Origin of the sequence: Dactylosporangium sp. NPDC000244, from assembly GCF_040300725.1 — a bacterium.
GTDB lineage: Bacteria > Actinomycetota > Actinomycetes > Mycobacteriales > Micromonosporaceae > Dactylosporangium.
The window spans coordinates 213356-233945 of the sequence record NZ_JBEPEH010000001.1; the positions used below are offsets into that span (position 1 = coordinate 213356).

18 protein-coding genes are annotated in these 20590 nt (G+C 72.6%); 13 read left to right on the top strand and 5 right to left on the bottom strand.

Translation table 11 applies throughout. From position 1 onward, the window contains the following. Positions 1 to 33 precede the first annotated feature (33 nt). The 7 genes from ABT369_RS00955 (at position 34) to tsaA (ending at position 8384) form a co-directional block, all read left to right on the top strand. Entirely contained in the window at positions 34 to 1260 is a 1227-nt protein-coding gene (locus tag ABT369_RS00955; protein ID WP_350609252.1) for an MFS transporter, read from the top strand. Between the two features lie 971 nt (positions 1261 to 2231). Further along, a complete protein-coding gene (locus ABT369_RS00960; RefSeq protein WP_350609254.1) occupies positions 2232 to 4166 on the top strand; it encodes a glycosyltransferase family 2 protein in 1935 nt (644 codons plus the stop codon). Further along, the gene (locus tag ABT369_RS00965; RefSeq protein ID WP_350609256.1) at positions 4163 to 4879 is read left to right on the top strand and encodes a glycosyl hydrolase; all 717 of its coding nucleotides are present in this window, start codon (positions 4163 to 4165) and stop codon (positions 4877 to 4879) included. Before ABT369_RS00960 ends, ABT369_RS00965 begins: the two co-directional genes overlap by 4 nt. Further along, entirely contained in the window at positions 4831 to 5277 is a 447-nt protein-coding gene (locus ABT369_RS00970; protein WP_350609864.1) for a glycosyl hydrolase, read from the top strand. Before ABT369_RS00965 ends, ABT369_RS00970 begins: the two co-directional genes overlap by 49 nt. A gap of 12 nt (positions 5278 to 5289) precedes the next feature. Beyond that, a complete protein-coding gene (locus ABT369_RS00975; RefSeq protein ID WP_350609258.1) occupies positions 5290 to 7599 on the top strand; it encodes an Hsp70 family protein in 2310 nt (769 codons plus the stop codon). 77 nt (positions 7600 to 7676) lie between these two features. After that, positions 7677 to 7946: a mycothiol-dependent nitroreductase Rv2466c family protein gene (locus tag ABT369_RS57890; RefSeq protein ID WP_502891679.1), complete on the top strand. Its 270-nt coding sequence runs from the start codon at positions 7677 to 7679 to the stop codon at positions 7944 to 7946. 21 nt (positions 7947 to 7967) lie between these two features. After that, positions 7968 to 8384 (top strand): tRNA (N6-threonylcarbamoyladenosine(37)-N6)-methyltransferase TrmO, encoded by a 417-nt coding sequence (tsaA, locus tag ABT369_RS00985; RefSeq protein WP_350609260.1) that lies wholly within the window; start codon positions 7968 to 7970, stop codon positions 8382 to 8384. A 13-nt stretch (positions 8385 to 8397) separates the two neighbouring features. Here the strand turns inward: tsaA and ABT369_RS00990 are convergent, their stop codons facing one another. Next, on the bottom strand, positions 8398 to 9855 hold the full coding sequence (locus tag ABT369_RS00990; RefSeq protein WP_350609262.1) for a hypothetical protein: 1458 nt from the start codon (positions 9853 to 9855) through the stop codon (positions 8398 to 8400). A 73-nt stretch (positions 9856 to 9928) separates the two neighbouring features. Between ABT369_RS00990 and ABT369_RS00995 the strand changes: the two genes are divergently transcribed. The 3 genes from ABT369_RS00995 (at position 9929) to ABT369_RS01005 (ending at position 13955) form a co-directional block, all read left to right on the top strand. Further along, positions 9929 to 12004: an Hsp70 family protein gene (locus ABT369_RS00995; RefSeq protein WP_350609264.1), complete on the top strand. Its 2076-nt coding sequence runs from the start codon at positions 9929 to 9931 to the stop codon at positions 12002 to 12004. 277 nt (positions 12005 to 12281) lie between these two features. After that, complete coding sequence (locus tag ABT369_RS01000; protein ID WP_350609266.1) at positions 12282 to 13448, top strand: hypothetical protein; 1167 nt, start codon at positions 12282 to 12284, stop codon at positions 13446 to 13448. A gap of 96 nt (positions 13449 to 13544) precedes the next feature. After that, positions 13545 to 13955, top strand: a complete 411-nt coding sequence (locus ABT369_RS01005; protein WP_350609268.1) for a DUF2809 domain-containing protein — start codon at positions 13545 to 13547, stop codon at positions 13953 to 13955. Positions 13956 to 14128: 173 nt separating this feature from the next. On the opposite strand, the gene ABT369_RS01010 is transcribed toward ABT369_RS01005, so the two are convergent. The 4 genes from ABT369_RS01010 to ABT369_RS01025 form a co-directional block, all read right to left on the bottom strand. Then, positions 14129 to 14965, bottom strand: a complete 837-nt coding sequence (locus ABT369_RS01010; RefSeq protein WP_350609270.1) for an undecaprenyl-diphosphate phosphatase — start codon at positions 14963 to 14965, stop codon at positions 14129 to 14131. A 67-nt stretch (positions 14966 to 15032) separates the two neighbouring features. Further along, on the bottom strand, positions 15033 to 15713 hold the full coding sequence (locus ABT369_RS01015; protein ID WP_350609272.1) for a hypothetical protein: 681 nt from the start codon (positions 15711 to 15713) through the stop codon (positions 15033 to 15035). A 115-nt stretch (positions 15714 to 15828) separates the two neighbouring features. After that, on the bottom strand, positions 15829 to 16167 hold the full coding sequence (locus ABT369_RS01020; protein ID WP_350609274.1) for a plasmid mobilization protein: 339 nt from the start codon (positions 16165 to 16167) through the stop codon (positions 15829 to 15831). A 30-nt stretch (positions 16168 to 16197) separates the two neighbouring features. Next, positions 16198 to 17109: a LysR family transcriptional regulator gene (locus ABT369_RS01025; RefSeq protein WP_350609276.1), complete on the bottom strand. Its 912-nt coding sequence runs from the start codon at positions 17107 to 17109 to the stop codon at positions 16198 to 16200. A gap of 81 nt (positions 17110 to 17190) precedes the next feature. Here ABT369_RS01025 and ABT369_RS01030 point away from each other — a divergent pair, with 81 nt between their 5' ends. From ABT369_RS01030 to ABT369_RS01040, 3 genes are read left to right on the top strand one after another with little or no spacing between them, the layout of a single operon-like run. Next, positions 17191 to 17892, top strand: a complete 702-nt coding sequence (locus ABT369_RS01030; protein ID WP_350609278.1) for a succinate dehydrogenase cytochrome b subunit — start codon at positions 17191 to 17193, stop codon at positions 17890 to 17892. 2 nt (positions 17893 to 17894) lie between these two features. After that, entirely contained in the window at positions 17895 to 19832 is a 1938-nt protein-coding gene (locus ABT369_RS01035; RefSeq protein ID WP_350609866.1) for a fumarate reductase/succinate dehydrogenase flavoprotein subunit, read from the top strand. Next, entirely contained in the window at positions 19832 to 20581 is a 750-nt protein-coding gene (locus ABT369_RS01040) for a succinate dehydrogenase/fumarate reductase iron-sulfur subunit (protein ID WP_350609280.1), read from the top strand. Before ABT369_RS01035 ends, ABT369_RS01040 begins: the two co-directional genes overlap by 1 nt. Positions 20582 to 20590: the final 9 nt, after the last annotated feature.

The following is a 20590-nucleotide window of genomic DNA, read 5'->3' on the forward strand; positions in this document are numbered from 1 at the left end:
TGACTGGAATCACATCGGAGCGGGGGAGTGCTGATGCTCGAACACCGACGCGCAAACCTCGCACTGGCCGCACTATCCATCTCGACCTTCACCTTCGTCACCACCGAGATCCTGCCCGTCGGGCTGCTGACGCTCATGGCCGACGATCTGCATCGTTCGAGGTCGCAGGTCGGGTTGCTGATGACGGGCTACGCGGTCGTGGTCGTGCTCATGTCGTTCCCGCTCGCGCACCTCACGCGACGCATCCCGAAACGGCTCCTGCTCGGCACCACGCTCGGCGTGTTCTCCGCCGCGACAGTGGTCACCGCGATCGCGCCCGGCTACGAGGTGCTGCTCGGCGCGCGGCTCATCGTCGGGCTCAGCCAGGCGCTGTTCTGGTCCATCGTCGCCTCGACCGCGACGAGTCTCTTCCCGCCGTCGCAGCGCGGCCGCACCGTGGCCCGCATGTCCATCGGTGCCGCCCTGGCCCCGGTGCTCGGCGTGCCGCTCGGCACCTGGCTCGGGCAGCAGGCGGGCTGGCGCGTCGCGTTCCTCGTCATGGCCGTCGTCGGAGTCGCGACCTGTGCCGTGGTGGTGGCACTCGTACCGTCCGCCCCGCCCGAGGCCGACTCGGCATCGCGAGGCGTGAACCCCTCGCTCCGGCGCTATGTGCTGCTGGTGCTGTGCACCGCCATCGTGGTGACCGGCGCGCTGACCGCCCAGACCTACGTGACGCCGTTCCTGCTCGACGTCACCGGATTCGCCGCCGCGACCCTCGGCCCGCTGCTGCTGGTGACGGGCTCCGCCGGATTCCTGGGCACTCTGGTGGTGGGGCGATTTCTCGATCGGTACCCGTGGTTCGCGCTCGTCGTCCCGATGGCCCTCATCTGCCTGGCACTGGTCGTGCTCTACGCGCTCGGCACGATGAAGGCGGCCGCGATCGTGGCCCTGGCTCTGAACGGCTTCGCGTACAGTGCGATGGCCGCGGCCGTGCAGAACCGCATCCTCCTGGTCGCCCCGGGCAGCACCGACCTCGCCTCGGCCGGCGGCAGCTCGGCGTTCAACGTCGGCATCGCCACCGGCTCGTTCGTCGGCGGCGTGATCATCGACCACGCCGGTGTCCGGTCCGTCGCCCTGGCCGGCGCGCTCATCACCGTCGTCGCCGTGGCGCTCCTCCTCGCCGAACCCCGCCTCGCTCGCACCCGCCGCGACCCGTCCGCAACGCCGGCAGAGCCGCAGGCCGAGGCGGCGACGCTGAACTGGCAACGCGCGGCGGCCTGAGACCGGCCGGTCAGGGGGCCTCGACCCGGCCGGAGCGGCCATCGCGGTGCGACCGCGCCTCGGGGCCACGGTCGTGTCCGGGCCACGCGTAGCCGCACCGCGCTTGAGAAACCAGCCGCGCCGCGTCAGACCCGCGGACGAGCCGTGCGCCGGGCTGCGCCGGATGAGACTGAGCCGCGCGCCGGGACCGCGCCGGGTCGGGCCGCTGTGGTGGGACCGGACGGAACAGAGCCGGGCCGGATCGTGTGAGGGCGTGCTGCTTCGGACTGGGCTGCGAGCGGGGGCCGGCACAGCGTCGGGGCGGGCGTGTGGCGCCGGGCCGTGGCGTGGGGGAGTCCGGCTCGTGTGGAACTCGTCAGACCGCGACGCGGTGTGAATCGGGTCGAGGCTGCAGTGCTCTGAGGAATCCCTATCGGTCGATGCGGTGTTCCCGCTGCGAGATAACACGAGCGATGACACAGGCTCCGGGCGGTCTGCGGTGCTCAGACCTGGGCTCGCGGCGGGGTTGCGTCGGCCCGTGCGCCCGTCTCGTGTGAATGGGTCGGCCCGTCGGCCATCCCGCTCGCGTGCACCCGGCAGTCGTGGAACCACAGCCACGGATCTGGGATATCCGCTGAGACCGCGTGGCGGTGGCTGCCGAGGCTGAGAGAGAAAGGCGGCCGTCATCGGGAAATGGGGCTGATACTGATCCACAACTGTTGCTCGATGTCGGCTATTCGACAAATTCCGGTGTATTTCTGCCGTCAATGGATTCGTACAAGAAAGAGACCCGGAAACAGCCTGTCGGATCCGTTACATCGGCGAGTGGCGGGCGGGGTTGGGAAGTGGTGCGAGACGGCTCTCACCTGCGGAAACGATCTCGGATAAAGGATCGATGACCGGCCGTTCGGGTGGTCCTCGTGATCGCATTCTGTGCCTACCATCGGCATTGCCGTAAGGGCGGCGAGCATCCAAGATCGGAGGCTGGGTCGTTGCTGGACACCGTCGTGCCCCCATCGGCGACTTCCGCGGCCGAGGCCGAGAAGCCGGGCCGTCTTGAGCGGCGTCTGAAGCGGCGGCAGGCGAAGCTCGCCGAGACGCACCGCGCCTACGAGGACTGTAACGAGCTCGCCGGGCCGCTGACCACGCCGGGGCGGGCGCAGCACCCGGTGGTCTACCGGTACGTGGGCGGGGTGGGGCGGCGGGTCGTGCTGTCGCTGCTGATCGCGCTGAATTTCCTGACGGGGTTCGTCTTCGTCGGCTGGCTGCTGCTGCCCGAGCACATTCCCGGCGTCGGCCAGGACTGGCACGTCATCGTCGCGCGGGTTGCGTTCTGTTTTGTCGTGCTGGTCGAGGCCGTACGGATGCTGCAGAACTTCGCGGTGTGGGTGTTCGCCTGCAAGGCCAGGGACCCGGTGCCGATGGTGCCCGAGCGCGGCCTGCGCATCGCCATGCTCACCACGATCGTGCCGGCCAAGGAGCCCATTGACGTCGTCGTGCGGTCGCTGCGGGCCATGCAGCAGGTGCGCTACGACGGGCAGGTCGACATCTGGATTCTCGACGAGGGCGACGACCCCCGCGTGAAGGCGATGGCCAAGCGGCTCGGCGTGCACCACTTCAGCCGCAAGGGCCGGCCCGAGTTCAACCAGGACCACGGCGCGTTCCGGGCCAAGACCAAGGCCGGCAACCACAACGCCTGGCGGGCCACGCACGAGCACCTCTACGACGTCGTCGCGCAGATGGACCCCGATCACGTGCCGCTGCCCAGCTTCCTGGAGCGCACGCTGGGCTACTTCCGCGATCCCGACGTCGCCTTCGTCGTGGCGCCGCAGGTGTACGGCAACATGTACGACAACTGGGTCGTGCACGGCGCGTCGGTGCAGCAGTACCTCTTCTCCGGCCTCATCGAGCGCGGCGGCAACGGCCTCGACGCCCCGCTGCTCATCGGCACCAACCACCTGTACCGGCCGCTGGCGTGGGGGCTGATCGACGGCTACCAGGACTCGATCATCGAGGACCACCTGACGAGCATGGTCGTGATGGGCGCCCGCAACCCGCTCACGGACCGGCGCTGGAAGGGCGTCTACACCCCCGACGTCGTCGCGGTCGGCGAGGGCCCGACGAGCTGGACCGACTACTTCAACCAGCAGAAGCGGTGGGCGTACGGCGTGTGGGAGATCCTCCTGTGCCGCTCCCGGCCGCACCTGAAGAACCTCGGGGCCGGGCAGCGCCTGTGCTACGGCCTGGTGCAGTCCTACTACCCGAGCGTCGCGCTGTCCGCGGTCTCCGGGATCGTGGCCACCGGCACGTACCTCGGGCTGGGCATCAACGCGGCGACGATCGAGTGGCAGTGGTGGCTCGGGCTCTGGTCGGCCAGCATGGGCAGCTGGGCGGTGCTGTGGCTGTGGCTGCGCCGGTTCAACCTGGCCCGGCACGAGCGTAGGGAGATCGGCGTGCACGGCATGGCGCTCGCGCTCTTCGCGGTGCCCGTCTACGCCGCGGCCGGGCTCGCCGCGCTCGCCCGGCGGCCGCTCGCCTACGCGGTGACGGCGAAGGGGCGGCTGCGCAGCGCCGACGGGCCCAGGACGTTCCGGACGCACGCGGTCTGGGCCCTGATCGGCGTCGCGCTGCTGGCGACGAGCGGGCTCATGGGGTACGACTCCATCGCCCTGCGTTTCTGGGCCTCCGTCAGTGTGGTCGTCGGGGTCGTCCCGCCCCTGATCGCGTGGGTGGCCTATCTGCGCGACCGCGGCGTCGAGGTGCCCGAGGAGGATCCGGTGACCGCAGGGCTCGTCGTCACCGTCCGCGCCACGGCGGCCAGCGCGACCGCCGTCGACGAACTGCCGACCGTGCGCGGGTTCCCGGCCGTGCCCCACGCCGGCTTCCCGCTGCCGAACCCGGCCGTGCCGCAGGGGAGCGCCGCGTGATCACGCTGCCGCGCGTCATGCTCGCCGCCCTCGTGCTCATCGGCGGCTACGTCTTCGTCGTCGCCCCGCGGGTCGAGGCGAACACGCGCACCACGGCGAGCTGGCAGGAGCAGGTCGCGGAGCCGGTGCCGAGCTTCAGCCCGGTGCCGAGCGCGCCGAACAAGAGCCGGCAGACCTTCCCGCAGGCCGGCACCGCGTTCTTCGGCGTGTTCACCGAGAAGGGGCCCGGCGACCTCACCGACTACGACGGCTTCGTGCGGGCGGCCGGCAAGAGCCCGCAGGTCATGATGTTCGCGTCGGGCTGGGGCGCGGAGAAGCACTTCGACCGCCAGCCCTTCGACCGGATCGTGAACCGCGGGATGCTGCCGATGCTCGGCTGGGAGCCGTGGGACTACCGCGCCGAGTCCAAGACCGACCGGGACCGGGGGACGCAGCCGCAGTACCGGCTGGCGAGGATCAGCGGCGGGGACTTCGACGGCTACCTCACCGAGTGGGCGCAGGGCATCAAGGCGCTGGGCTATCCGGTGGCGATCCGCTTCGCGCACGAGATGAACGGCTACTGGTACCCGTGGGGCGAGTCCGCCAACGGCAACCGGAAGGGCGACTACGTGGCCGCCTGGCGCCACGTGCACGACCTTTCGATCGCCTCGGCGCCCGCAACGTCATCTGGGTCTGGAGCCCGAACGTCGTCTACGAGAACGCCACCCCGCTGACCCAGCTGTACCCGGGCGACGAGTACGTGGACTGGGTGGGTTTGTCGGGCTACTACGGCACCGCGGGCATGGAGACGTACCAGACCTTCGACCAGATCTACCGGCCGACGCTCAACGGGCTCAAGCGGCTGAGCCGGCGCCCGATCGTGGTCACCGAGACGGCCGCCACCGACAAGCAGGGGCGCAAGGCCGACTGGATCACCGACCTGCTGCAGACGCTGCCGCAGCACCCGGAGATCATCGGCTTCCTCTGGTACGAGTCGGTCAAGGAGACCGACTGGCGCATCGCCGCCACGCCCGCCGCCTCGGCCGCGTTCGCCCAGGGCATCGCCCGGCCCTACTACGGCGCGACCTGGGACCCCGACATGGTCCCGCGCCGCCTGACCCGAGCCAACTAGAGGAGCAGCGTCGTGGTGAGCCCCACGCCCGGCGGGTACGTCGTCGGCATCGACCTCGGCACATCGAACACCGTCGCGGTGATCCGCTCGCCCGACGGGCGGCGCCGCCCGGTGCTGTTCGACGGCGCCCCGCTCATGCCCTCGTCGCTCTTCCTCACCGACCACGGGCAGCTCGCCGTCGGCCGCGACGCCCAGCGCCTCGCCCAGCTCGACCCGGCCCGCTACGAGCCGAACCCGAAGCGGCGCATCGACGAGCCCTCCGTGCTGCTCGGCAGCGCCGAGATCCCGACCGTGCACCTGCTCGGCGCGGTGCTGCGGGCCGTCGCCGCCGGGGTCGCCGAGGTCACCCGCTACGCGCCGCCCGTCGTGCTCACCTACCCCGCCTCCTGGGGCCAGACCCGGCGCAAGGCGCTGCACGACGCCGCGCTCGCCGCGGGGTTCACCGACGTCAGCATGCTGCCCGAGCCGGTGGCGGCGGCACGGTACTTCATCAGCGCCCTCAACCACCCGCTGCCCCGCGGCGAGGCGCTCGTCGTCTACGACTTCGGCGGCGGCACCATCGACATCGCGGTGGTGCGCAACGACCCGCAGGGCTTCACCGTCATCGGCTCCGGCGGCCTCGAGGACGTCGGTGGCCTCGACCTCGACGCCGCGCTCGTCGAACGCCTCGGCGAGGTGCTGCAGGCCTCCCAGCCGGACGTGTGGCGCCGCCTGCAGGACCCGCGCACCGCCCAGGACCGCCGCGACCGCCGCCTCTTCTGGGAGGACGTCCGCGGCGCGAAGGAGATGCTCTCGCGCACCACCGTCGCGCCGGTCAGCGTCCCCGGCGTCGAGTCGGCCCTGCACCTGACCCGCGACGAGCTCGAGCAGAAGATCGGGCCGATGATCGCGCGCACCGTCGCCGAGACCGCCCGCGTCGTGCGCGACTGCGGCCTGGAGCCGAACAAGCTCGCCGGCATCCTGCTCGTCGGCGGCTCGTCCCGCGTCCCGCTCGTGGCCCGCATGTTGCACCGCGAGCTCGGCGTCGTGCCGACCGTGCTGGAGCAGCCGGAGCTGCCGGTGGCGGAGGGCGCGGTCGTCCACCCCTCGGAGCTGGCCGCGGCTTCGGCGGTCAAGGCCACCGCGTCCGTCCCGGTGAGCGCGCCACCCTCCGGAACGGTCTACGGCACCGAGAACATGGTGATCCCGGTGTCCGGCGTGCCCATGTCGGCCCCGCCGATCTCCCGGATCTCCCCGATCTCCGCGATCCCGGTGTCCCCGCCGGTGGGCACGCCGATCCCGAAGCCGCCCACCATGGACGGTCCGCCGCCGCCTCCGCCCCCGGGCGGTCGCGGGCGGGCGGCCCTCATCGCCGGTGTCGCGGCGGTGGTCCTGCTCGCCGCGGGCGGCTTCTTCGCCTACAAGGCCCTGAACAAGACGGACACGACGCCGACCACCACCACGATCGGCAAGTGGGAGAAGCTCAGCGAGATCCCCTCGAAGATCGGCATCGAGGGCGCCGGGGCGGCGGTCGTCAATCGCCAGCTGTACGTCATCGGCGGCTACACGGCCGAGGAGCCGCGCGGCCAGACCAGCGACGTCTACATCTACGACCTCGACCGCGACAGCTGGCTCAAGGGCCCGAAGCTGCCCCGTCCGCTGAGCCACATGTCCGTGGTCCTCGACGGCGGGAAGAGCATCTGGGTCCTGGGCGGGCTCGCCAGCGACGGCGCCACCGACCAGGTCTGGCAGCTCAAGCTCGGCGCCGACGCGTGGGAGGAGGGGCCGAAGCTGCCGGCCAAGCGCAACTCCGGCACCGCGGTCTACGACAGCGACGGCATCGTCTTCGCGGGCGGCACCGGCTCCGACGGCTTCGCCACCGACACCGTCTGGGCCCTGGGCACCAGCGGCTGGACGACGACCGGGCAGCTCTCCGAGAAGCGCGAGAAGCTCGCCGCGACCACCGACCGGGCCGGGCGCGTCTGGTTCATCGGCGGGCGGCGGCAGAAGCCGGACAACGCCACGCTCGACTCCGTCGACATCATGCTCAACCGGCAGATGACCGGCGAGCACCTGAAGCTCGACGGGCCGCGCGAGGGGGCCGCGGCCATGAACATCAAGGGGATCGGCCTGTGCGTGCTCGGCGGCAACAACGGCGCGAACGCCTACGACTGGTGGTGCCAGGACGGCACGCAGACGGCGAGGCTGCCGAAGCAGGAGCTGCCGCGGGCCGGCCAGGCGGTCGCGGTCTCCGACGGCGTCATCTACACCGTCGGCGGCTACAACGGCTCGAAGAACCTCAACGGGACCTTCGACGTGCAGGCGTTCCAGTACACCAGCTGAGTCACGGACTTGGCCCAGTGGGAACGGCACCGAATTGGCGCTTCTTCGGTCCAAGAGGGCCTGCTTGAATCGCCGGTGTGACTGTCGTGGACATGTGGTTCGACCCGAAGTGCCCCTGGGCGTGGAACACCTCGCGCTGGCCGCCGGGGTGCCGAGGTCCTCGCCGACCGGGTCGAGCCCCGCGCGCGCTGCACATCGGCTCGTCGGCGTTCTTCGGCCCGGTGGTGACGCCGGTCCCGCGCGGCGAGGCGGCCGGCCGGCTCTTCGACGGCCTGCTGCTGATGGTGCACACGCCGGGCTTCTACGAGCTCAAGCGCGGCAACCGCGTGTCGCCCACGGTGGACTGACCCGTGTGTAGGGTCGAAGGCGTGGAGCATGACGGGTTCGTGGTCCGGCCGGTCGGGCGCGTCGAGTCGCCCCTCACCGAGCGCGCGGACGCGCCGCGGCAGGGCGACGAGGGCGCCCCGCAGGCGTGGCTCGTGTTCGACGAGCGGGTCGCCCCGGCCCTGGCCGACCTGCGCCCCGGCGACCGGGTGCTGCTGCTCACCTGGCTGCACCGCGCCGACCGGGACGTGCTGGCGGTGCACCCGCGCGGCGAGCGCGACCGCCCGCGCACCGGCGTGTTCAGCACCCGCGCACCGGACCGGCCCAACCCGATCGGCCTGCACGGCGCCGAGATCCTCGCGGTCGACGGCCTGCGCGTGCGGGTCTCGGGCCTGGAGGCGATCCACGGCACCCCGATCCTGGACGTGAAGCCGGTCCTCGGCGAGGTCGACGCCCGCTGAGGCCCGCCGCGCCTCAGGCCTTGCGGACCTCGCCGGCGCAGGCCGAGGCCACGCCGGCCCACGCGGTGGCGAACCGGGCGGACGACGCCGACTCCAGGGACTGCTTCTCGCGCACGACGTCGCCCCAGAAGTCCAGCATCTTCGCCTCGCCGAACCGCTTCGCGAGGCAGGAGATGCCCAGCAGGGCGATGCCGTACCGCGCGTCGATCTCCACCCCGCCGGCGCGCTCCGGCGGCGGGCCCATCGCGATCTGGCCGTCCCAGCCCTGCTTCACGAACTTGTGGATGGACGGCAGGCGGCTGCGCGTCGCCTCGCCGTTGCGGTCCGCGATGTACTCGGCGATGCCCTCCTGCAGCCACCACTGCTCGGCCGTGGGGTAGTTGTCGCCGATGGTCACCACGTGCCCGAACTCGTGGGTCAGCACGATCTGCAGGTAGGGCCGGCCCAGGTCGTCGACCGGGATCACGACGCCCTGGGCGCCCATCGAGTAGCCGTCGTAGTAGGGGCCGAGGTCGGTGTTGTCGAACCACGTCTTCCACTCGCTCGGCGAGGCGACGTACACGATGTACCACTTCGGCGCCGGGCCCCAGTGCGCGTAGCGGTCCGCGACCTCGGCCGCGGCGTCGGCGGCGCTGAGCACCTGCTGGAGCTTGTTCGCGGTGGCGCCCGAGCCGGCCACGATGACCCGGTGCCCGGTGACCGCCTTCAGGTCGGAGGCGTCCCAGGGGTCGGTCGCCTGCGCGTACTTGGTGACCGTGGCCTCGCCGCCGGAGATCGCCCAGGAGGTCTGCACGAACTGGCGGGACTCGGGCTTGCAGCCCTCGCCGAGGCAGTAGTCGTACTGGACGATGACGTCCCAGCTACCGCTGCCGTCGGAGCTCTGGCTCGGCTTGTCGATCAGGTTCGGCGTCCAGGCCTTCACACCCAGTGACCGCAGCGAGCCGAACCGGCGCCGGTAGCCGTCCTTGAGCCCGGCCGCCACGCCCTCCAGGTAGCCGTCCTGGTCCCCGGCGAGCAGCGCCTTCGCCTGCTTGTCGAGCGCGGTGCGGATCTTGTCGGCCACGGTGGGTTCGCCGGTACCGGTGGTCGCCGCGACCGGCCCCGCCGAGGCCGACGCGCTCGCCACGGCCGACGGCGGGGCGGCGGCGGTCTGGCCGCTCGGGCCCTGCGCGGCGACCCACACCACGAGCGCCAGCACCAGCACGGACGCCACGACCAGGCCCGAGATCAGCGGCCAGCGCCGGCGGCGCGGCGGCGGGGGAGTCGCAGGGTAGCCGGGCGGCTGCCAGTACATCGGCGGCGGGGCTGACACGGGCGGGGCGGACACCGGCGGGAGGAACATCTCCGGGCCGCGTTGCTGCGGGACCATGGTCACCGGCTCGGTGACGGCGGCCGGCTCGGTGTTCTCCCCGTCGTGCACCCAGGCACCGTACTGGATGCGCGCGGACTGCGGAATCCGCGAAGCGGTCACGCGCGGAGTCGGCTACCGGACGTGGGACGGCCGGGGGCGCCGCGCGGCTGAGCGGCTGGAATAGGATGCCGCGATGCCTTTCCGGTTCGCGGTGGACCTCGGCACGTCCAACACCGTCGCGGTGGTCGACCGCGGTGACGGCACGCCCCGGCCGCTGCTGTTCGACGGCAGCCCGCTGCTGCCCTCGGCCGTCTTCGCCGACGCGTCGGGGGCGCTGCTGGTCGGCCGCGACGCCGAACGGCACCTGATGACCGACGCCGCGCGCTTCGAGCCGAACCCGAAGGGCCGCGTCGACGAGGGCGTCATCCTGCTCGGCGACCGCGAGCTGCCCGTTGCCGAACTGCTCGCCGCGGTGCTGCGCCGGGCCGCGACCGAGGCCGCGCAGACCGGGGTGCCGGTGACCGGCTCCACGGTGCTGACCTGCCCCGTCGACTGGGGCAACACGCGCCGGTCGGTGCTGCTCGACGCGGCCGCCCGCGCCGGGCTCGGGCGCGTCACGCTGCTGGACGAGCCGGTGTCGGCGGCGACGTACTGCGTCCGCGCCCTCGGCGGCCGCCTCGCGCCCGGGCGCTGCGCGGTGGTTTTCGACTTCGGCGGCGGCACGCTCGACGTGACCGTCGTGCAGGCCACGGGCGCGACGCCGGCGCTGCGGGTGCTGGCGACGGGCGGTCTGGCCGATCTGGGCGGTACCGACGTCGATGACGCCCTGGTCGGACACGTCGGGCACCTCGTCGCCGCGGCCGACCCGCAGCTGTGGCGCCGCCTGGCCGCGCCGCGCACGCCGGCCGAGCTGCGCGACCGCCGCACGTTCTGGTCCGAGGTCCGCCAGGCCAAGGAGATGCTGTCGCGCGCCGCGTCGGCCCCGATCCACGTGCCCGGCGGCGACCACGCGACCCACCTCACGCGCGAGGAGCTCGATCGTGTCGCCGGCCCGCTGGTCGACCGCGCCGTCGACGAGACCCGGCGGGTCCTGGAGCGCTCGGGCGTCACCCCGGCCCAGCTGGAGGCGATCGTGCTGGTGGGCGGCTCGAGCCGGCTGCCGCTGGTGGCGAGCCGGCTGCACGCGCGGTTCGGGCTGGCCCCGGTCGTGCCCGAGCAACCCGAGCTCCCGGTGGCGTTCGGCGCCCTCCTGCTGGCCAACGGCACCGCTCCCGCCCCGGCCGGGCCACCGCCGGTCCCCTCGGACCGCACGTCGACCGGCACCGTCTACGGCGCAGGTCCTTCGACATCCACCGCGATGCCGCCCGTGGCTCCGGTCAGCGTCCCGCCCGTGGCTGCGGTCAGCTCGTTCCCGGTGGCCCCTGCCAGTGTCCCGCCCGTGGCTGCGGTCAGCTCGTTCCCGGCGGCCCCTGCCAGTGTCCCGCCCGTGGCTGCGGCCGGCACGTTCCCTCCGGCTCCCGGCGCGATGCCGCCCGTGGCCGCGGCTGGCGCGTTCCCGCCGGCCCCCGGCGCGATGCCGCCCGTGGCCGCGGCTGGCGCGTTCCCGCCGGCCCCCGCCAGTGTCCCGCCCGGGCCGGCCGCCGCCCCGCGGCGCCCTTCCGTGATCATCGGGCCCGGCGTGACTATCCAGGGCAACGTGGCCATCTACGGCGATGACTCCCTCATGCCGCGCGACGAGCCGGAGCACGACGAGCCGGCCCCGGAACCGCCACGCTCCGTGGAGCCGCGCCGCCGGGGCGGGATGCTGCGGCGCCTGCGGTTCGCGGCGCTGCCGCTGCTGCCCGTGACGCTCGTCATGGTCCTGACCCCGTGGGGCCGCGCCCTGCTCGACGACGGCCGGGCCAAGGCCGAGTCGCTGTTCGGTGCCGGGCCGAGCCCGAGCACCTCGGCACCGGCGAGCGAACCGGCCCCGCCGGCGGCGGCGTCCTCGGCGCCGGCCACGCCGCCCGCGACGGTGCAGCTCCAGCCGAGCTCGGGCAAGGCCGGAGTCGCGGTGAAGCTGACCGCCAACGGCTTCGCGGCGGGGGAGAAAATCGAGGCCCGGGCCGGCACGAAGCTGCTCACCACCCTGACCGCGGACGCCGACGGCGCGGCGGAGGCGAGCGTGACGGCGGCCCCGGCGGGCACGAAGGCGGGCGCGGTCGTCGTCCAGCTCGTGGGCCGGACGAGCCGGAAGTCCGCCACGGCCACGTACCGCGTCGCCGCCTGACGTCCCCGCGTGCGCCGGGGCGCTACTGTCGAGCGGCCCGGCCCGAACGGCGGACGATGCCGGGCGATGCGCCGATGGCATCCGCCCGCGACGTACGGTTCGGTCGGACTCCATGTGGCAGTGTGCGGTCTGCGGCACCAGTAACGGTGGCGACGTTGCGGCCTGCGGGTCGTGCGGTGCCCGGCGCCCGTCTCCGAGCGCGCCCGGCCCTGCTCCGAGCGCGCCTGGCTTGTCTCCGAGCGGGCCCGGCCTGGCTCCGAGTGCGCCTGGCACGTCTTTGAGCGCGCCCGGTCCGGCTCCGAGCGCGCCCGGTCCGGCCGCTGAGGGGCTCGGGGCGTGGCCGCCGCCCGGCACGCTGCCCGCCGACCCGCCCGTCGCCTGGCCCGCATCCGCGCCGGCCGACGCGTTCGGGTCGTGGTCGCCCGCGAGCGCGCCGCCGAACCCCGGTGCCGAGGGCGGGCCGGCCTCCGGGCCGCCCGCGCCGAGCTGGCCGTCCGCCGGCACGCCGGCCCCTGGTCTCCCCGCGCCGGACTGGTCGCCCGCCGGCGCACCGGCCCCTGGTCTGCCCGCGCCGGACTGGCCAGCCTCCGGCGCGCCGGCCTCGGGGCCGCCCGCGCCGAGCTGGCCAGCCGCCGGCACGCCGGTGGAGGCCGGCGATCTCGCCGCGCAGAACTGGCCCGGCGCCGGGCCCGGGCTCGGGCAGACGCCGGTGCCGTGGGTCACCAGCGCGCCGCCCCAGCCGCCGTGGGTCCCCGCCGCCCCGCCCGCCGGGGAGCCGCCCCGGAGCCGGCCGATCTGGATCTTCCCGGCGATCGTGGCGGTGGTGCTGCTGCTGGCGGGCGGTACCGTCGCGTTCGTCCTGCGCGACCGCTGGCTGCCCGGCGGCGGTGGCGAGGCGAGCCCGACCACGGGCCCGACGAGCACCGCGAACCCGGTCGCCCCGACGGCGACCCGCACCGCCGCGCCCACGACGGCGGCGCCGCCCACGGCCGCACCCACGTCCGCCGGCCCGACGCTGCCGGCGAGCGTGGGCGCCGTACGACTGGATCCGAGCCTCGATCCCGCGCAGGCACCGGCCGTGGCCGCGACCTTCGACAAGTACTTCGCCGCCGTGAACGCCCGCAACGCGAGCGCCGCGCTCGCCGTCATGGACCCCAACGGCTCGATCAACCAGGGCGACGCGGGCGCCGTGAAGCGCTTCACCGACGGTATCTCCACGAGCACCGACGACGACATCCTGCTGCTCAGCCTCGGCTCGGACCCGACCGGCAAGGGCCTCCTGCAGGCCCATGTCACGTTCCGCAGCCAGCAGCAGGCCGGCAAGGGCCCGAAGGGCCGCGAGTCGGAGACCTGCACGCGCTGGGACGTGACGTACTCGATCACCCAGCCCGGCGGCGAGTACCGCATCTGGGGCAGCACCAACGCGGGCAACCGCCCCTGCTGACACCGCCGCGGGCCTCGGCCGTGCTGCGGGCCTCGGCCGTGCCGCGGGCGCTTGCGGGACGGCGGCGGCTTGGCCGCGCGGGATAGCATCCGCGGCGTGCTGGAGTCGACCCGAGCCGTTCGCATCGCCGCCGTCCTGACCGCCGTCCTCGCGATCGGCGTGGCCTTCGGCATCCGCGCACTGGCCGGCGGCACGCTCTTCAGCAACGGCCCGCTGCAGCAGAACACCGGCACGGCGCTCTACGCATCGGCTGTCTACGCCGGCGTAGTCTTCCTCGCCCCGCGCTGTAGCCCGCTGACCGCCGGTGCGTACGCACTGGCCTGGTGCTGGGCCGCCGAGACGTTCCAGCTCACGGGCATCCCGCACGAGCTGAGCCGGTACAGCCTCCTGCTGCGTCTGATCTTCGGCGATGCCTTCGACTGGCTCGACATCGCCTGGTACCCCGCGGGAATCGTCCCCCTCGTGCTGCTGGAGCTCCTGGTGAAGCCGCGGCGCCGAGCCGCGTGACCGACCGCGGCGGTGCGGGCGCGGCCGGGGCCGGCGTGCGTCAGATGGCGTGGCCGGCATCCCCGCACGCCGCGCCCGTGTGACAGCCCCGCAGCGCCGAGTGCCGGGCACTTACGCATACCTACAGCCGTACCCAGCGGGGTACGGCTGTAGGTAAGTGGCGTGCGAAGGGATCAGGTGGCGGTGATCGCGCCGGTCGCCAGCAGGGCGACGAGGATGCCGCCGACGGCGACGCGGTAGTACACGAACGCGGCGAAGGTGTGCCCGGCGACGTACTTGAGCAGCCACGCGATGCTGACGTAGGCCACGATGAAGCTGATCACCGTGCCGACGCCGGTCTGCACCCAGCCGACCGTGGCGGCGATCTCGTCGGCCCGCGTGACGGCCTCGAGCAGGCCGCCGCCGGCCAGCGCCGGGATGCCCAGGAAGAACGACAGGCGGGTCGCGGTCACCCGGTCGAGCCCGCGGAACAGCGACGCGCTGATCGTGGCGCCGGAGCGCGAGACGCCCGGGACGACCGCGATGCACTGCGCGAGGCCGATGATGAGCGCGTCCTTCCAGCCCACGTCGCCCTCGCCGCGCTTCTGCTTGCCCAGGTGGTCACCGAGCGTCATGACGATGCTCCACACCACCAGGCCCGCGGCCACGAACCACATGCTGCGCAGGACGCCCTCGATGTAGTCCTTGAACAGCAGGCCGACGATGACGATCGGGATCGAGCCGACGATGACGTTGATCGCCATCCGCCAGTCCTCGTGCTGCCGCGCCTCGGCGTTGAACAGGCCCCGGAACAGCCCGGTGATGAACCGGATGATGTCCTTGCGGAAGTAGATGACCGCCGCGAGGATCGCGCCGACCTGGATGACCGCGGTGAAGGCCGTGACGCCCTTGTCGTCGATCGGGATGCCCATCAGCTTCTCGGTGATGGTCAGATGCCCGGTCGAGGACACCGGGAGGAACTCGGTCACGCCCTCCACGACGCCCAGCACGATCGCTTCCCAGATCTGCAACGCCGTTTCCTCCTCGCCGCGCCCGACTTGCCGGAGAGGAACTTACCGGACGCGGCTGAGAGGACTTTCAGTCACGGTGGTGCTGGTTGGCGTGCCCGGCGGCGAGTTCCTCCCGCAGCTCGGTCAGGTGCTCGGTGTCCTCGGGCAGGTCGAGCCGCTCGAGCAGCTCGAGCGCGGGCGCGATCTCCAGCGAGCCATAGACGTCATGGAAGCTGTACAGCACGCCGCTGAACACCGCCCGCCGCAGCCGCTCGTGCTCGGCGGCCGCGGTGTAGACCGGATACTTGAGCTTCCACGGAACCGGGCCGCTCACCTTCAGCACCGAGCCCGCGCGCCGCTGGAGCCCCTCGTCGTCCTCGCCGAGCCGGTTCACGTCGCGGGCCAGCACCTCGGTGAACGCGCGCTCGACGGTCTCGATGTCCTCGAACCAGTCGACCCACAGCGAGTACAGCACCGCCTCGCTGGGCCGCGGCTGCTCGAGGTGCTCGCGGATCGCCTGCCAGTGCGTGGCCCAGAGCTCCTCGTCATCGGCGGCGTTGACGAACCAGCGCAGCTCGACGGTCACCCAGTAGGCGTCGAGGATCTCGAGCAGCCCGAGGCCGACCTCCAGCTTCTCGGCGTTCGAGAGCGCCTCGTCGCCGCGGATCTCCGGCATCAGATCACGAGCGGCATCATTGGGATCACCGTCCGTGTCGAGCTCGTGCGCGGCCAGCCAGGCTCGTGTGCGATTGCTGCGTGCAGTCTCCACGATCGACAAGTATCGCCGGTCGCCCGCATTCCCGCGCTACCGCGGATCCGGACCGTGACCTGCGCCCCACAAGATCGACCGGCCGCGACGGCGCCCCCGCCCGGCGTTGGGGGTGTCAGGCAGCGGATCCGAGGTTCCGGTCGAGCTCCCCCATGGCTCGCAGGGCGGTGCGCAGCTCGCGGCGCGCGGCCTCGAGGTCGATGTGCACCGCGGCCGCGAGGGCGGCGTTGCGGATGTAGGTCGAGAGCGGCTGCCCGGCCGCGGCCGCCGCGGCGGCGATGGAGTCGAGCTCGCCGCGGCTGAACCGGACCGACACTACCGAGCGGATCTCCGGGGCGGGCTCGCTCGCGACCTCCTCGCCGGCCGCCAGGTCGCGGTGCTCGTACAGATCCTCGGCCGCGGCCTCCATCTCGGCCACGCTCAGGCCGGTGACCTCGTCGATCTCGTCGCTCATGACGGCATAGTGAGTGGCCCCATGGCCATATTAGAGGGGGAGGACGCCGACGGGGAGGGGGCTGCTCGCCACGTGGTCGAGCAGCGTCGTGCGCAGGGCCTGGGCCGCGTGGGGCAGGACCGACCCGCGCCGCTGGGCCAGCGCGATCGTCCGGTGCACGCCCGGCGCGACCAGCGGCGCCGCGTGCAGCAGCGGGCGGTTCACCAGCGCCATGCTCGGCACCAGGGCCACCCCCAGCCCGGCTTCGACGAAGGCGAGCACCGCGTCCATCTCCCCGCCCTCCACGGCGTAGCGCGGCGTGAACCCCGCCCGCCGGCACGCCTCCAGGGTCGTGTCGCGCAGGTCGTACCCCGTGCGGAACATGACCAGCGGGGTGTCGCGCAGCTCGGCGAGCGCGATGCGGGGCGCGGACAGGGGTGCGACCGAGGCGACCACGAGGCTCTCGCGCAGCACCGGCACGGTCGACAGGGCCGGGTCGGTGCCGCGCGCGGGCTCGACGATCAGGGCGAGGTCCAGGCCGTGCGCGACGAGCGCGGCGACGAGGTCCTGGGAGCCGCCCTCGTCGACGTGCAGCTCGATGTCCGGGTACCGCTCGTGGAACTCGCGCAGCACCAGCGGTACCAATGACGTGCACAGACTCGGCGTCGCGCCCAGCCGCACCCGTCCGCGCCGCAGGCCCACCACCTCCTGGACGGCGTCCCGGGCGCTGTCGGCGTCGGCGACGACCCGGCGCGCGAGCGGCAGCAGCGTCTCGCCCGCGGTCGTGAGGGCCACGCCGCCCCGGGAGCGGTCGAACAGCGGGGCACCCAAAGCCGACTCCAGGGTGTGAATTTGTTTACTGAGTGTCGGCTGGCTCACACCGAGTTGCTCCGCCGCACGGGTGAAATGTCGTACTTCGGCGACGGTCACGAAGTATCGAAGCTGCTGTAGCTGCACGTTCATAGCCTACGGCTATCGCCACTGTGACCTTCATGCATTGGACGAATCACGAAGCCCGCCCCTAGCGTCGGCGGAGTGGCGGTAATGACGGCAGAACGGACGAATCGGGTCAAGCCCCGGAGCAAGACCTCGTCCGTGGCGCTGAAGATCCTGATGGCGGGCACGGGCCTGCTGCTCGTGCTGTTCCTGTTCGCGCACATGGCCGGCAATCTGAAGATCTTCGTCGGGGCCGAGGCGTTCGACCACTACGCGCGCTGGCTGCGCGACCTGGGCGCCCCGCTGCTGCCGCACACCGGGTTCCTGTGGCTGCAGCGCGGCGGGCTCACCGTCGCCGTGCTCGCGCACATCGCCGCGGCCGTCGTGCTGGCCCGCCGGGCCCGCGCCGCCCGCCCGGTCCGCTACGCCCACCGGCCCAAGGTGCAGGGCAGCTACGCGGCCCGGACCATGCGCTGGGGCGGCGTGATCATCCTGCTGTTCGTGGTCTTCCACATCCTGGACCTGACCACCGGCACCGTGAACCCCGTCGGCGACCACGAGCACCCGCACGCCAACGTGGTCGCGGACTTCGCGCCCGGCCGCTGGTACGTGACGCTGTTCTACACGCTCGCGATCGTCGCGGTCGGCTTCCACCTGCGCCACGGGATCTTCTCCGCGCTGCGCACCCTCGGCCAGCGCTCCCCGCGGGGAGAGCGCATCGCCCGGGCGGCGGCCCTCGTGGTGTCGCTCGTGCTGGTCGTCGGCTACCTCTGCGTACCGTTTGCCGTTCTGACCGGGCTGGTGAAATGACCATGAACCTCTGGAGCGAGGGCGACCCGATCGCCGACGCGGCCGCCCCCGACGGGCCGATCGAGACCCGCTGGGAGCGGCGGCAGTTCGCCGCGAAACTCGTCAACCCGGCCAACAAGCGCAAGCTCACCGTCATCGTGGTCGGCACCGGGCTGGCCGGCGGCTCCGCGGCGGCGACCCTGGCCGAGGCCGGATACAAGGTCCGCTCGTACTGCTACCAGGACAGCCCCCGCCGCGCGCACTCGATCGCGGCGCAGGGCGGGATCAACGCCGCCAAGAACTACCGCAACGACGGCGACTCCGTGTACCGGCTGTTCTACGACACGGTCAAGGGCGGCGACTTCCGGGCGCGGGAGTCCAACGTGTACCGCCTCGCCCAGGTCTCGGTGAACATCATCGACCAGTGCGTGGCCCAGGGCGTGCCGTTCGCCCGCGAGTACGGCGGCCTGCTCGACAACCGCTCGTTCGGCGGCACCCAGGTCTCGCGCACCTTCTACGCGCGCGGGCAGACCGGCCAGCAGCTGCTGCTCGGCGCGTACCAGGCCCTGGAGCGCCAGATCGCGGCCGGCAACGTCGAGATGCACGCGCGCCACGAGATGCTCGAGCTCGTCGTGGTCGACGGCCGGGCCCGGGGCATCGTCGTGCGCGACCTCGTCACCGGCGAGATCACCACCGACCTCGCCGACGCCGTGGTGCTCGCCTCGGGCGGCTACGGCAACGTGTTCTTCCTGTCCACGAACGCGAAGGGCTGCAACGTCACCGCGTCGTGGCGCGCGCACCGGCAGGGCGCCCTGTTCGCCAACCCGTGCTACACGCAGATCCACCCGACGTGCATCCCCGAGTCCGGCACGCACCAGAGCAAGCTCACGCTGATGAGCGAGTCGCTGCGCAACGACGGCCGCGTCTGGGTGCCGGTGCGGGCCGGCGACGACCGCGTCCCGGCCGACATCCCCGAGGACGAGCGCGACTACTACCTCGAGCGGATCTACCCGTCGTTCGGCAACCTGGTGCCGCGGGACATCGCCTCCCGGGCCGCCAAGAACGTCTGCGACGAGGGCAGGGGCGTCGGCCCCGGTGGGCTCGGGGTGTACCTCGACTTCGCCGACGCCATCGCCCGGCTGGGCCGGCCCGCGGTCGAGGCCAAGTACGGCAACCTCTTCGAGATGTACGAGCGCATCACCGGCGACGACCCCTACGTCACCCCGATGCGCATCTACCCGGCCGTGCACTACACGATGGGCGGGCTCTGGGTCGACTACGACCTGCAGTCCAACATCCCGGGCCTGTTCGTGGTGGGCGAGGCGAACTTCTCCGACCACGGCGCCAACCGGCTCGGCGCGTCCGCGCTGATGCAGGGGCTGGCCGACGGGTACTTCGTGCTGCCCAACACCATTAACGACTACCTCGCCGCCGGCCCCTTCCCCAAGGTCGCCGAGTCCGACGCGGCCGTGGTCGCGGCCCGCGGCGCCGTGGAGGATCGCATCGCGAAGCTCCTGGCCGTGGACGGGGACCGCACCGTGGACTCGTTCCACCGCGAGCTCGGCCACATCATGTGGGAGTACTGCGGCATGGAACGCACCGAGGAGGGCCTGACCAAGGCGATCAGCCTGATCCGGGCCCTGCGCGAGGAGTTCTGGACCCGCGTCAAGGTGCCCGGCACCGGCGAGCAGCTCAACCAGAACCTCGAGCGCGCCGGGCGGGTCGCGGACTTCTTCGAGCTCGCCGAGCTCATGTGCGTCGACGCCCTGCACCGCGCCGAGTCGTGCGGCGGGCACTTCCGCGGCGAGAGCCAGACCCCGGACGGGGAGGCCATGCGCCACGACGAGCAGTTCTCCTACGTCGCCGCCTGGGAGTTCGCCGGTACCGGCGAGCCGCCCGTGCTGCACAAGGAGGCGCTCGAGTTCGACTACGTCCACCCGAGCCAGCGGAGCTACAAGTAATGGACATCAAGCTGCGTGTGTGGCGCCAGAGCGGGCCTCAGGACCGGGGCCGCATGGTGACGTACGAGGTGCGGGACATCTCGCCGGACGCCTCCTTCCTGGAGATGCTCGACGTGCTCAACGAGCGGCTCATCGTCGAGGGCGAGGAGCCGATCGCCTTCGACCACGACTGCCGCGAGGGCATCTGCGGCATGTGCGGCATGATGATCAACGGTGTCGCGCACGGCCCGCTCAAGGCGACGACGACGTGCCAGCTGCACATGCGCCACTTCAAGGACGGCGAGACGATCGACGTGGAGCCGTGGCGGGCGGCGGCCTTCCCGGTCGTGCGCGACCTCGTCGTGGACCGCGGCGCGTTCGACTCGATCATCCAGGCGGGCGGGTACATCACCGCCCCGACCGGCGCCGCCCCCGACGCCCACGCCACCCCGGTGCCCAAGGCCGACGCCGACGCCGCGTTCGAGGCGGCCACGTGCATCGGCTGCGGCGCCTGCGTGGCCGCGTGCCCGAACGGCTCGGCGATGCTCTTCACCGCGGCCAAGGTCGGCCACCTCGGCCTCATGCCGCAGGGCCAGCCGGAGCGCGACACCCGCGTGCTGGGCATGGTCGCCGCGCAGGACGAGGCCGGCTTCGGCGGCTGCACCAACGCGGGGGAGTGCACCACCGTGTGCCCCAAGGGCATCCCGCTCACCCTGATCGGCCGGCTCAACAGCGACTACCGCAAGGCGGCCACCGGACGGCGCGGATAAGCTTCCGAC